This is a genomic window from Streptomyces sp. NPDC059582 (assembly GCF_042735715.1).
Taxonomy (GTDB): domain Bacteria; phylum Actinomycetota; class Actinomycetes; order Streptomycetales; family Streptomycetaceae; genus Streptomyces.
Genome location: NZ_JBHWCC010000012.1, coordinates 160,182 through 173,442, shown reverse-complemented (window position 1 = coordinate 173,442; position 13,261 = coordinate 160,182). Strand labels below are relative to the sequence as shown.

At 72.4% G+C, this 13,261-nt stretch carries 9 protein-coding genes and 1 pseudogene; 8 read left to right on the top strand and 2 right to left on the bottom strand.

The genetic code is table 11. The features are described 5' to 3' along the window. Window positions 1-242: 242 nt before the first annotated feature. On the bottom strand, window positions 243-3,194 hold the full coding sequence (locus ACFV0T_RS14070) for a BTAD domain-containing putative transcriptional regulator (protein ID WP_385778083.1): 2,952 nt from the start codon (window positions 3,192-3,194) through the stop codon (window positions 243-245). 200 nt (window positions 3,195-3,394) lie between these two features. Between ACFV0T_RS14070 and ACFV0T_RS14065 the strand changes: the two genes are divergently transcribed. From ACFV0T_RS14065 to ACFV0T_RS14035, 7 genes are all read left to right on the top strand, one after another. Next, entirely contained in the window at window positions 3,395-4,660 is a 1,266-nt protein-coding gene (locus ACFV0T_RS14065; protein WP_385778081.1) for an amidohydrolase family protein, read from the top strand. After that, window positions 4,657-5,577: a TIGR03619 family F420-dependent LLM class oxidoreductase gene (locus ACFV0T_RS14060; RefSeq protein ID WP_385778079.1), complete on the top strand. Its 921-nt coding sequence runs from the start codon at window positions 4,657-4,659 to the stop codon at window positions 5,575-5,577. Before ACFV0T_RS14065 ends, ACFV0T_RS14060 begins: the two co-directional genes overlap by 4 nt. 97 nt (window positions 5,578-5,674) lie before the next feature. After that, window positions 5,675-6,445: an SDR family NAD(P)-dependent oxidoreductase gene (locus tag ACFV0T_RS14055; protein ID WP_385778077.1), complete on the top strand. Its 771-nt coding sequence runs from the start codon at window positions 5,675-5,677 to the stop codon at window positions 6,443-6,445. A gap of 121 nt (window positions 6,446-6,566) precedes the next feature. Further along, the gene (locus ACFV0T_RS14050; RefSeq protein WP_385778075.1) at window positions 6,567-7,685 is read left to right on the top strand and encodes an LLM class flavin-dependent oxidoreductase; all 1,119 of its coding nucleotides are present in this window, start codon (window positions 6,567-6,569) and stop codon (window positions 7,683-7,685) included. Continuing rightward, window positions 7,645-9,540 (top strand): amidohydrolase family protein, encoded by a 1,896-nt coding sequence (locus ACFV0T_RS14045; protein ID WP_385778097.1) that lies wholly within the window; start codon window positions 7,645-7,647, stop codon window positions 9,538-9,540. The genes ACFV0T_RS14050 and ACFV0T_RS14045 overlap by 41 nt, the downstream gene beginning before the upstream one ends. Further along, a complete protein-coding gene (locus tag ACFV0T_RS14040) occupies window positions 9,537-10,997 on the top strand; it encodes an aldehyde dehydrogenase family protein (protein WP_385778073.1) in 1,461 nt (486 codons plus the stop codon). The genes ACFV0T_RS14045 and ACFV0T_RS14040 overlap by 4 nt, the downstream gene beginning before the upstream one ends. Window positions 10,998-11,168: 171 nt before the next feature. Then, window positions 11,169-11,744 carry a hypothetical protein gene (locus ACFV0T_RS14035; protein WP_385778071.1) on the top strand — a complete coding sequence of 192 codons (576 nt, stop codon included), beginning with the start codon at window positions 11,169-11,171 and terminating at the stop codon, window positions 11,742-11,744. Window positions 11,745-11,823: 79 nt separating this feature from the next. Here the strand turns inward: ACFV0T_RS14035 and ACFV0T_RS14030 are convergent, their stop codons facing one another. Beyond that, entirely contained in the window at window positions 11,824-12,222 is a 399-nt protein-coding gene (locus tag ACFV0T_RS14030) for a nitroreductase/quinone reductase family protein (protein ID WP_385778069.1), read from the bottom strand. Window positions 12,223-12,309: 87 nt separating this feature from the next. Between ACFV0T_RS14030 and ACFV0T_RS14025 the strand changes: the two are divergent. Continuing rightward, window positions 12,310-13,116 (top strand): annotated as a pseudogene (locus tag ACFV0T_RS14025) (endonuclease/exonuclease/phosphatase family protein); the annotation flags it as partial. Window positions 13,117-13,261: the final 145 nt, after the last annotated feature.

The window sequence follows — 13,261 nt, the reverse complement described above, 5'->3', positions numbered from 1 at the left end:
GCTCCCCCGTGAGCTGTCGGGCAGGCGCCCCGGGGCCGTTCACCCTAGTGGTGCGGCCACTGCGCGATCCGTCTGCCCCCCGACGCGACGGATCGACGTGAGTAAGCCTGCCGAGCGGCGATAAACGAACGATGAACGCGGTCTGCGGGCGGTGGCCGGCGGCCGCTGGGAGGGCGGCCGGAGGCGGAGCCGGGAGGGCCGGAGCCGGAAGCCGGAAGCCGGCCGGCGGCGCGAGCCCGGCGCTACGCCGCGGCGGCCGGGGCGAGCAGCCCGCGCACCTCGTCCGCCTCGGGCGAGCCCAACTGCTCATAGATGGACAGGGCCTCCAGCCAGCAGGCCTTGGCGCGGTCCGACTGGCCGATGGCGGCAAGGGCCCGGCCCAGCACGGTGAGCACCGTGCCGCGCCGCCACTCCCCGCCGATGCCGCGCAGCGCGATGGCCTGTTCCGCGTGGCTCGCGGCGAGCGTGGGGCGCTGGGCGGCGAGGTGGACCTCGGCGATCCGGAAGTGGGTGACGCCCTCCCAGAGCGGCTGGCGGTTGTCGTGGAACAGGGACAGCGCCTCGGTGAGCTGGTCGAGCGCCTCCGGCAGCTGCCGGGCCTGGGTCAACGCGATGCCCAGGGCGTACCGGCCGTTGGCGAGCCGCAGGGTCAGGCCCATGCGGTCGTAGATGTCGATGCCCTGCTGCGCGAGGTCGATGGCGCTGGACGTGCGCCCCATCGCCACCTGGATCCGGGAGAGGTTGCACAGCGCGCTGGCCTCGCCGACGTCGTTGCCGTCGGCCCGGAAGTTGTCGATCGCCTGCTGGAGATAGCGCTCGCCGTCGGCGTGCCGGTTCTCGTAGATGGCGATGATGCCCCGGTCGTTCGGGGCCCAGCAGCTCGGCAGCGGGTCCTGTGCCTCGGCCGCCAGTGCCATGGCCTGCTGGGCCTCCTCGTCGGCCTCCCGGAACCGGCCGGCGACGAGATGGACGTTGGTCAGGGCGGTCCGGGCCCGGCCCTCGGCGCGGGCGTCCCGGGCCTCCCGCGCGGCCTGCCGCACGGCCAGCGCCGCCACCTCGTACCCCCGCGCGTTGGCGCCCGACTCCGCCAGGTCCTTGGTCGCCCACAGGAGGTCCACGGCCCGGCGCAGGGTCGAGGTGCCGACGGACTGACGCACAGAGGCCATCAGGCAGTTCGCCTCGGCGTAGAGCCAGTCCTGCGCGGTGTGCGGCGAGGCGAACGCGAGGCCCGGATACCGGGTCCGCTCCAGGTGGTCCACCAGCCGGTCCCCGGGCCGCTCGATCGCGTACACCCCGGCGGCCGTGGCCAGATAGAAGTCCAGCAGCCGCGACATGGCCGCGTCCCGCTCGCCCGGCGGCTGTTCGTCCCGTTCCGCGCAGGCACGCGCGTAGAGCCGCACCAGGTCGTGGTACCGGTACCGGCCCGGCGCCGCCGATTCCAGCAGCGACGTGTCGACGAGGGACTCCAGCAGGTCCTCCGTGTCCTCCAAGGGCAGGTCCAGCACCGCGGCGGCCGCGGCGAGGGAGAGGTCCGGGCCGTCCGCCAGGCCCAGCAGCCGGAACGCGCGGGCCTGCGCCGGTTCCAGGGCCCCGTAGCCCAGTTCGAAGGTGGCCTTGACCGCCAGGTCCCCGGCCTGGAGCTCGTCCAGCCGGCGCCGCTCGTCCGCCAGCTTCGCCGCCAGCACGGAGACCGTCCAGGTGCGCCGGGCCGCCAGCCGGGAGGCGGCGATACGGATGGCGAGCGGCAGGAACCCGCAGGCCGCCACCACGTCCAGGGCGGCCTCCCGCTCGGCCGCCACCCGTTCCTCGCCCACGATCCGGGTGAACAGCGCCAGCGCCTCGTCGGGGGACATGACGTCCAGGTCGACCAGGTGGGCGCCGGCCAGGTCCACCATCCGGACCCGGGAGGTGATCAGCGCGGCGCAGCCCGCCGTGCCCGGCAGCAGGGGCCGTATCTGGGCCGCGTCGCGGGCGTTGTCCAGCAGGACCAGGATCCGGCGGCCGTCCAGGACCGAGCGGTACAGGGCCGAGCGCTCCTCCAGGGAGTCCGGGATCGCGGAGTCGGCCGTGCCCAGCGCGCGCAGGAAGGAGCCCAGCACCGCCTCCGGCTCCGTCGCCCGCGCTCCCGCGCCCTGGAGGTCGACGTACAACTGCCCGTCCGGGAAGGACGAGCGGGCCTGGTGGGCCACGTGCACCGCCAGCGTGGTCTTGCCGACGCCGCCGATCCCCGCCAGCGCCGACACCGCCATCACCCGGCCCTCCGCCGAGGCCAGCACCTCGCCGAGCTCCGTCACGAAAGCCGTCCGCCCGGTGAAGTCGGGCACGGTCGCGGGGAGTTGAGCCGGGCGCACCGGCGCCGAGGCGGGCTCCGCAACCGGCGCCGACGGTTCGGCGAGGGCCGGGTCGGCCTGGAGGATCCGCTGCTGGAGGTCGCGCAGGCCGGAGCGCGGGTCGACGCCGAGTTCCTCGGCGAGCAGCCGGCGGGTGTCCGCGTACACCGCGAGCGCCTCCGCCTGCCGTCCGCTGCGGTACAGCGCCAGCATCAGCAGCTCGCGCAGCCGCTCCCGCAGGGGGTGCGCCGCCGTCAGCGCGGTCAGTTCCGAGACCGCCTCCGCGTGGCAGCCCTGCTCCAGGTCCATGTCGAGCCGGGATTCGAGCAGTTGCAGCCGCCATTCCTCCAGCCGGACCCGCTGCGCCTCCGCGTACGGCCCCGGCACCCCCGCCAGCGCCTCCCCGTCCCACAGGGTCAGCGCACGGCCCAGCACCGCCCGCGCCCGGCACAGGTCCCCGGTGTGGCGCGCCTTCTCCGCCTCCGCCGCCAGGTCCTGCGCCACCGCCAGATCCAGCGCGCCCTCGCCGAGCGACCGGATCGCGTAGCCGCCCGACTCGCTCACCAGGACGCCGGAGTCGAGCGCCTTCCGCAGCCGGGAGGCGTACGTGCGCACCGCCGCCAGCGCCTGCGACGGCGGGTCCTCGCCCCACAGCGCGTCGATCAGCTCGCCCGCCGTCGCCGTACGGCCTTCGCGCAGCAGCAGGGCGGCGAGCAGCGCGCGCTGCTGCGGGGAACCCGTGGTGAGCGGCTCCTCGCCGCGCCAGGCGCGCACCGGACCGAGCAGGCTGAAGCGCAGCGCTCCCGGTTCCGCGGAGGAGCCGGGACGCCTCTGCTCCGGCACGCGCGGTACACCGTCGTCCATGGGGGTCCCCCTAGGCATCCTCAACAACTCCGTCAGTTTGCCTTGTTCATGGCGGATGCGTCAGCCGGGGGAGACGCCGATCACAGGCACGCACGGCCGGGTGTCCAGGGCGTCACAAGGCCCTCACACTCTCTTCGCGCGTCGGCGCCCCCGCGTCCATCCGCCGGGAGGTGCGATCCGCATAGCTGACGGACCGTCAGATGAGCGCTACCGTGGGCGCCATGGACACCCACGACACCGCGTTTCCGCAGATCATCTCCGTCGACGACCACACCGTGGAGCCCGCCGACGTCTGGCAGGACCGGCTGCCGAAGAAGTTCCTGGACACCGGCCCGCGGATCGTCCGGGCGCCGCTGAAGGAGATGTCCTTCCTCGGTGGCCGCTTCAAGCCCGTGATGGGCGCCCCGGGGGACGACGGCCCGCTCGGTGACTGGTGGATCTACGAGGACCTGCACCGCCCCCTCACCCGCCTCGACACCGCCGTCGGCTACAGCAGGGACGAGATCAAGCTGGAGGTGATCACCTACGAGCAGATGCGGCCCGGCTCGTACGACGTCCCCCAGCGCCTCGCCGACATGGACGTCAACCACGTCCAGTCCGCGCTCTGCTTCCCCACCTTCCCGCGCTTCTGCGGCCAGACCTTCACCGAGGCCCGGGACCACGAGCTCGGCCTGCTGTGCGTGCGCGCCTACAACGACTGGATGGTGGAGGAGTGGTGCGGGCCGCGGGCGCGGGGACGGCTGATCCCCCTCACCCTCGTCCCCCTCTGGGACGCCGGGCTCGCCGCCGCGGAAGTACGGCGCAACGCCGCCCGCGGGGTCCGTGCCGTCGCCTTCTCCGAGATACCCCCGCACCTCGGCCTGCCCTCCGTGCACACCGACGACTGGGACCCCTTCCTCGCCGCCTGCGACGAGACCGGCACCGTCATCGCCATGCACATCGGCTCGTCCAGCCGTATGCCGTCCACCTCCGCCGACGCCCCGCCCGCCGTCGGCTCCACCATCACCTTCGCCAACTGCTGCTTCTCGATGGTCGACTGGCTGATGAGCGGCAAGTTCGAACGCTTCCCCGATCTCAAGGTCATGTACGCCGAGGGCCAGATCGGGTGGATCCCCTACATCCTGGAGCGCGCGGACGTGGTGTGGGAGGAGAACCGCGGCTGGGGCGGCGTCGCCGAGAAGGTGCACCGCCCGCCGTCCGAGCTGTTCGCCGACCACGTCTACGGCTGCTTCTTCGACGACGCCTTCGGCCTGCGGAACCTGGACGCGATCGGGGTCGGCAACGTCCTCTACGAGACCGACTACCCGCACTCCGACTCCACCTGGCCGAAGTCGCGCGAGGTCGGTGAGGCCCAGATGGGGCACCTGGCGGCGGACGTGGTCGAGCGGATCGTACGGCGCAACGCGATCGAGCTGCTGGGGCTGACGGACGACGGGCTGTGGCCGGGTCCCGGCGGTGCCGCGTGACGCTCCCGTACGGCATCCAGCTGCCGATCCAGTCCCAGAGCACCCTCTACGCCGAACCCTGGGAGGCCGCCGCCGGGCCCGACGACCTCCTCGCGATCGCCCGTGCCGCCGACCGGGCCGGCTTCGCCTACCTCGCGAGCTGCGACCATGTCGGCGTGCCCCGCCGCCTCGCCCCGGCCATGAGCACGATCTGGTACGACCCGGTCGCCACCCTCGCCTTCCTGGCCGCCGCCACCGAACGCGTCCGGCTGCTCAGTCACGTCGCGATCGTCGGCCTGCGCCATCCGCTGCTGACCGCCAAGCAGTACGCGACCCTCGACCACCTCTCGGGCGGACGGCTCGTGCTCGGGGTGGGCGCAGGACACGTACGGGAGGAGTTCGAGGCGCTAGGGGTCGACTTCGGGCGCCGCGGGGCCGTACTGGACGAGGTGGTGGACGCGCTGCGGGCCGCCCTGGGGCCGGACGAGTTCCCCGTCCACCACGGGAAGCTGTACGACTTCGAGGGGCTCGGCCAGCGGCCCCGGCCCGCCCAGCCGCGGGTGCCCGTCTGGGTCGGCGGCTCGTCCGACGCCGCCGTGCGCCGGGCCGCGCTCAAGGGTGACGGCTGGCTGCCGCAGGGCGATCCACGGGACCGGCTGCCCGGCCGCATCGAGTGGATCGAACGGCTCCGGGCGGAGGCGGGCATCGAGGAGCCCTTCGTCGTCGGCGCCATCACCGAGCCGCTGTACGTGGGCGAGCCCGCCTGGGACGTCGGCCGCCGCACCCTCACCGGCCCGCCGGACGCGCTCGCCGAGTCCCTGCGGGCCTACCGGGCGATGGGCGTGGACCAGATCCAGGTGCGGTTCCGCAGTCGCGACCGCGGCGAACTCACCGACCAGATGGCGGCGTTCGGCACGGAGGTGGCGCCCCACATCTGACGCCCCATATCCGACGTCACACATCTGACGCATCGTCAGATCCAGCGCTACGATGCCGGGCATCCACCGATGCGCAATCGATCCCGAGGGGGCCCGCATGGGCAAGCTCGACGGACGTGTCGTCCTCGTCACCGGCGCCGCACGCGGACAGGGGGAACAGGAGGCCCGGCTGTTCCGGGCGGAGGGCGCCGAGGTCGTGGTCGCCGACGTCCTGGACGACCAGGGCGCGGCACTCGCCGAGGAGATCGGCGCGCTGTACGTGCATCTGGACGTGAGCCGGGAGGACGCCTGGCAGGCGGCCGTACGCACCGCGCAGGAGACGTACGGCCGCCTGGACGGTCTCGTCAACAACGCCGGCATCCTGCGCTTCAACGCCCTCGTCGACACGCCCCTCGACGAGTTCATGCGGGTCGTGCGGGTCAACCAGGTCGGCTGCTTCCTGGGGACGAAGACGGCGGCCCCGGTGCTGGCGGACGGCGGCACGATCGTCAACACGGCGTCGTACACCGCCATGACCGGAATGGTGGCGGTGGGCGCGTACGCCGCGTCCAAGCACGCGATCCTCGGGCTCACCCGGGTCGCCGCCCTGGAGCTCGCGCCGCGCGGGATCCGGGTCAACGCCGTGTGCCCCGGTGCCGTCGACACCGCGATGTCCAACCCCTCCGTGCTGGACCCGGACGCGGACGCCGAGGAGACCTCGAAGGCCCTCGACGGGCTGTACCGCAAGCTCGTCCCGCTGGGCCGGATCGGGCGGCCCGAGGAGGTGGCGCGGCTCGCCCTCTTCCTCACCTCGGACGACTCCTCGTACATCACCGGGCAGCCGTTCGTGATCGACGGCGGGTGGCTGGCCGGGGTGTCGCTGTTCTGAACGGCCGAGGCTTTGCCTGACTGGCCGTCAGCTATTGACGGTGCATGCGGCCGGTGCCACAGTCGGCGGCAGCTGAACCTGACGATGCGTCAGAAACTATGACCCGGGACGGTGAACCCCCTTGGAATTCGGGCTCTTTGTACAGGGATACGTGGGCAAGCGCGCCGAGACCGACCCGCTCGCCGAGCACAAGGCGCTGATGGAGGAGACCGAGTACGTCATCCAGGCGGACAGGTCGGGGTTCAAGTACGCCTGGGCCTCGGAACACCACTTCCTGGAGGAGTACTCGCACCTGTCGGCCAACGACGTCTTCCTCGGCTACCTCGCGCACGCCACCGAGCGCATCCACCTCGGCTCGGGCATCTTCAACCCGCTCGCCCAGGTCAACCACCCGGTGAAGGTCGCCGAGAAGGTCGCCATGCTCGACCATCTCAGCGGCAACCGCTTCGAGTTCGGCAGCGGACGCGGCGCGGGCTCGCACGAGATCCTCGGCTTCCTCCCCGGCATCACCGACATGAACCACACGAAGGAGATCTGGGAGGAGACCATCGCCGAGTTCCCGAAGATGTGGCTCCAGGACGAGTACGAGGGTTTCCAGGGCAAGCACTGGCAGCTGCCGCCGCGCAAGGTCCTGCCCAAGCCGTACGGCAAGGCGCACCCGGCGATGTGGTACGCGGCCGGCTCGCCGCCGTCGTACGCGATGGCCGCCCGCAAGGGACTCGGCGTCCTCGGCTTCAGCATCCAGAAGGTCTCCGACATGGAGTGGGTGCTGGAGCAGTACAAGACGGCGGTCGTGAACGCCGAGCCGGTCGGCGCCTTCGTCAACGACAACGTGATGGTGACGACCACCGCCATCTGCGCCCCCACCCACGACGAGGCGATCCGCGTCGCCACCAACGGCGGCCTGCACTACCTCCCCTCCCTCGTCTTCCGCTACCACGACACCTTCCCGCGCCCCGAGGGCTTCCCCGTCTGGCCGGAGACCCTGCCCGAGTACACCCCCGAGTTCGTCGAACTCCTCATCGAGGAGGAGCTGTTGATCTGCGGGGACCCGGACGAGGTGCTGCGCCAGTGCAAGCGCTGGGAGCAGGCGGGCGCCGACCAGCTCAGCTTCGGGCTGCCGGTCGGGGTGCCGAAGGAGGAGACGCTCCGGACCATCCGGCTGATCGGGGAGCACGTGATCCCGAAGATCGACACGGATCCGGTGCACCGGACCACCCGGTTCCGGCAGAGCGCTTGACCGCCTGCGCGGACCGCCGGCCGGTCGTGGCCGGTCGCGCCCGCGCGGCGGAGCCGCATTTCGGCACAGTCCCGCGCCCCTCCGGGGGCGCGTCGAAGACCGGACGCTCGAGGAGGCAGGCTCCATGCTCGATCACGTCATCAAAGGCGCGACCATCGTCGACGGCACGGGCGCTCCGGCCCGTACCGCAGACGTGGGGATACGGGACGGACGGATAGCGGCGATCGGCTCGGTCACCGAGGCGGCCCGGACGACGGAGGACGCGAGCGGCCTGGTCCTCGCCCCCGGCTTCGTCGACCCGCACACCCACTACGACGCCCAGCTGTTCTGGGACCCGTACGCGACCCCGTCCCTCAACCACGGGGTGACCACGGTCGCGGCCGGCAACTGCGGCTTCACCCTCGCCCCGCTGAACCCCGCCCGCCCGCAGGACGCCGACTACACCCGCCGCATGATGTCCAAGGTCGAGGGCATGTCCCTGGTCGCCCTGGAGGAGGGCGCGCCCTGGAGCTGGCACACCTTCGGCGACTACCTGGACGCCCTGGAGGGCCGGATCGCCGTCAACGCGGGTTTCATGGTGGGGCACTGCGCGCTGCGCCGGTACGTGATGGGGCCGGACGCGGTCGGAGGGCAGCCGAGCGAGGAGCAGCTGGCAGCCATGCTCCGCCTCTTCCACGAGGCGATGGACGCGGGCGCCTGGGGGTTCTCCACCACCCAGTCGTCGACGCACTCCGACGGTGACGGGCAGCCGGTGGCCTCCCGGCACGCGCGCCCGGACGAGCTGCTGGCCCTGTCCCGGGCCGTCGGCGAGCACGAGGGCACCCAGATCGAGGCGATCGTCGCGGGCTGCCTGGACCAGTTCAGCGACGCCGAGATCGATCTGTTCGTGGAGATGAGCGCGGCGGCCGGACGCCCCCTGAACTGGAACGTCCTCACGGTCGACGCGGCCGTGCCGGAGCGGGTGCCGAGGCAGCTGACGGCGAGCGAACGGGCCCGCAAGGCGGGCGGCCGGGTGGTGGCCCTGACCATGCCGATCCTCACCCCGATGAACATGTCGCTGGGCACGTTCTGCGCGCTGAACCTGATCCCCGGCTGGGGGCCGGTGCTGGGTCTGCCCGTGCCCGAGCGGGTCGCCCGGCTGCGCGACCCGCAGGTACGGGCCGAGCTGCTGCGGCACGCGAACTCCAAGGAGGCGGGCGTCTTCCGGCGGCTGGTGAACTTCGGCCGGTACGTCATCGGCGACACCTACAGCGCGGCCAACGAGGGCCTCACCGGCCGGGTCGTCCAGGACATCGCGGCGGAACGCGGCCAGGACCCCTTCACCTGCCTGGTGGAGATCTGCGCCGCCGACGACCTGCGTACGGTCCTGTGGCCCATGCCCACCGACAACGACCCCGCGTCCTGGGCCCTGCGCGCCGAGACCTGGCAGCACGAGGACGTCCTGCTCGGCGGCTCCGACGCGGGCGCGCACCTGGACCGGATGTGCGGTGCCCCGTACACCACCCGCTTCCTCGGGGACTGTCTGCGCGGCCGCCGGCTGGTCGGTCTGGAGCAGGCGGTGAAGATGCTGACCGACGACCCGGCCCGGCTGTTCGGCCTGCGTGAACGCGGCCGGGTGCGCGAGGGCTGGCACGCGGACCTGGTCCTCTTCGACCCGGAGCGGATCGAGGCGGGCAAGGCCACCCTGGTGCACGACCTGCCGGGGGACAGCCCGCGGCTGGACTCCCGGGCGATCGGTGTACGGGCGGTCTGGGTCAACGGGGCGGTGGCGATCCGGGACGACGTGGTGACGGGCGCCGTACCGGGGAAGGTGCTGCGTTCCGGGCGGGACACGAGGACGGTGAGCACCAGGTGACCGAGGTGACCACCGGCGAGAGACTGTTCGTCGGCGGCTCGTGGGTGGAACCGGACGGCGGCCACTACGAGGTGACCGACCCGGCGACCGAGGAAACCGTCGGATGGGCGCCGGAGGCCTCGCGGGACCAGGTGCGGGCGGCCTGTGCGGCGGCCCGTGAGGCCTTGGGTCCATGGTCGCGCACGGCGCCGCAGGAGCGGGCGGAGATCCTCGCCCGGACGGCGGAGGCCATCCGGGGCCGCCTCGTCCCGTACGCCGAACTGGCCCGCGCGGAGACCGGCGCGACGACCGGGACGGCCCGCGCGATGCAGGTCGGGGTGGCCGCGGCCCGCTTCCGCCGGTACGCGCGCGTGGAGCCCGCGGAGTGGCCGGTTTCGCCGCAGATCAACGAGGCCGGGCCGATGGGGCGGGCGGGCGTGATGGGCGCCCTCGCCGTCCGCCAGCCGGTCGGGGTCGTCGCCTGCGTCACCTCGTACAACAACCCCTGGGCGAACCCGGCCGGGAAGATCGCGCCCGCGCTGGCGATGGGCAACACGGTGGTGGTGAAGCCGGCCCCGCAGGACCCCCTGTCCGTCTACCGGATGGCGGCGGCGCTGGAGGCGGCGGGGGCGCCGCCGGGCGTGGTGAACGTCGTCTCGGGACGCGCGGTCGAGGTCGGCGAGGCGGCCGTGGAGTCACCGGACGTCGACATGGTGAGCTTCACCGGCTCCACGGCGGTCGGGCAGCGCATCGCCGAGGTGTGCGGCCGGCACATGAAACGCCAGCTGATGGAACTGGGCGGCAAAGGCGCGGCGGTCGTCCTCGACGACGCCGACCTCGGCTCGGCGGTGGCCGGGATCGGCACCACCTTCTCCTTCTACAGCGGCCAGATCTGCACGGCCCCGACCCGGGTGCTGGCACAGCGGGGGGTGTACGACCGGCTGGTGGAACAACTGGCCGCCTACGCCCGCCGTCTGAAGATCGGTGACCCCGGGGAGCCGGACACGGTCGTCGGCCCGCTGATCTCGGCGGCGCACCGCGATCGCGTCGAGTCGTACGTGGAACTGGGCCGCAAGGAAGGCGCGGTGGTGGTGACGGGCGGTGGACGCCCGCCCCTGGAGCGTGGCTTCTACGTGGCGCCCACCCTCCTCGCCGACGCCACCAACGACATGCGCGTCGCCCGCGAGGAGATCTTCGGCCCGGTGGTCGTCGTCATCCCCTTCGACGAGGAGGACGAGGGGGTGGCCCTCGCCAACGACTCCGACTACGGCCTGATCGACTACGTCTGGTCGGCGGACGTGGCACGGGCGTTCCGCGTCGCCCGCCGGCTGCGGGCAGGCGGGGTCGGCATCAACACCGTGGGCCGCAACATGGAGGCCCCGTTCGGCGGCTTCAAGCGCAGCGGCGTCGGCCGCGACGTCGGCTCGTACGCCCTGCACGCCTACAGCGAGGTCCAGGCGATCGTCTGGCCTGGATGATGAACAACTCACCTCTATAGAAAGGGAGTTGTGAATGTGAATCCCGTGGCGGAAGCCTAAATGAGGCTCAAGTCCGTGGCTGATCCCCGACCCGGGCTGATCGTATGTCCCCGGCGGTCGCCGAGACCGCTTTCAACGGGGACATGAAACGGGGAGAAAATGATCACACGCATGACCTCTGCCGCCCTCGTCACGGGGATCACCGCCGCGCTGCTCGTCGGCGTGCCCGTGACCACGGCGAGTGCGGCCGACCCGATCTGCAACCGCGGAACGACCAAGCTCACCTGGACGAACGTCTCGAAGACCTGGGTCGTCACGCACCGGGACATCCTGGAGAACTACACCGGCGGCACGGCCACCCAGACCTTCACCGTCAAAAAGATCAGCGAGGTGGCCGCGTCGGTCAAGGCGACGGTCGGCGGGAAGGTCAGCGCGAACGTGGCCATCGCCAGCATCGAGGAGCACGTGGACCTCGAACTCCAGGGCAGTGGCAAGCACACGACGGAGACCTCGCGGACGGTGACCTTCAAGCTGACGAAGGACGGCGACTACGTCTTCTACTCCGGTACGAAGAAGGTCGTGGGGTACTACACCAACTGGCGGTGCGACCGCGGCACCAAGTGGATCAAGACCGGTCAGTACGGCAAGGTCCAGAGCTGGACCATAGAGGTCAAGGGTGGTCTGCGCTGCTCGGCCAAGCCCGCCAAGTCCTCGCTCGCCTACCAGGTGAAGAAGAAGTACTGCTGATCTCCGCCTGGTCGTCCGTCCGGCCCGCCGCGCCGAGGTGCGGCGGGCCGGCGGCTGTCAGGCACCCGTCAGGCACCCGTCAGGCACCCGTCAGGTCCACCCGGACCGTCAGCAGTCCCGTGCCGAGCAGCCGTACCGCCGTGCTGTTCCCGCGCGGCAGGGTGCGCAGCCGGGCCACCGGGTCGTCGTCCGGGAGGAGCCGGGCCGTGCCGTCGTGCCAGCGGCCCCGGATCCGCACCCGCACCCGCGGGTCCGCCGTGATGTTGCGGACGTACTGGGACCGCTCCCCGAACTCCGAGACCAGCCAGAAGGAGTCGCCGACGCGTCGCCCGCCGACCGGGGTCCGGCGGGGCAGGCCGGAGACACGGCCGGTGGTCTCCAGGAGGGTCTGGAAGGGGAGGCGGCGCAGAAGCGGGTTGCCGACGCGGCGCTGGAAGCCGGTCGCGGCGCGGAATCTGAGGTCGTCGAGGCGGGACATCGTCCGTGGGGCTCCTGTCTGGTGTGAGGCGCGGGGAAGTTGCTTCAATGGTCCCCGATGTCGCGCGACGAGAGCAGGTGGCTGCGGATGCGGGTCGTGACCTGGAACCTGTGGTGGCGCTTCGGGCCCTGGGAGGCGAGGCAGAAGGCGATCCTGGGCATGCTGCGGGAGCTGCGGCCCGATGTCGTCGGGCTGCAGGAGGTTTGGGAGAGCGGCGGGGAGAACCTCGCGGGCTGGCTGGCGGCCGAGCTCGGGATGCACTGGACGTGGGCCGGTTCCCACGCGTCGGACCGCTGGCAGCGGCGGATCGGGGACCCGACGGTCGACATCGGCAACGCCGTGCTGAGCCGCTGGCCGATCGTGGAGCAGGACGTGCTGCGGCTGGCCGCCCCCGAGGAGCTGGACGACGGCCGGCTCGCCCTCTACACCCGGCTGGCCGCCCCCGGCCACGACATACCCTTCTTCACCACCCACCTCACCTCGGCCGTGCACGCCTCGGCCGTCCGCTGCCGGCAGGTCACCGACCTCGCGGAGTTCGTCGCCGCACACCAGGACGGGACGGCGTTCCCGGCGATCGTCACGGGCGACTTCAACGCCTGGCCCGACTCCGACGAGATCAGGCTGATCGGGGGGTACAGGACGGCCCCCGTCGTGCCCGGACGCGTCCTGCTCGACGCCTGGGAGTACGCCGACCCGGCAGCCCCCTCCGCCACCTGGGACCCGGCGAACCCCTATGTCGGCCCGTACGACCCCGCGGCCCGCATCGACTACATCCACGTGGGCCCGCCCGGCCCCCGCGGCCTCGGGCACGTGCGGGCCGTGCGGCGGGCCGGGGACGGCCCGGTCGACGGGGTGTGGCCCTCCGACCACGCCGCGGTGGTCGCCGACCTGGCCGCCGACCCGGCCGACGTGGCTGCCGAACCGGCCGACCTGGCCGCCGAACCGGCCGACCTTGCCGCCGAACTGGCCGACATGGCTGCCGAACCGGCCGATCTGGCCGCCGAACCGGCCGACGTGGCTGCCGAACCGGCCGATCTGG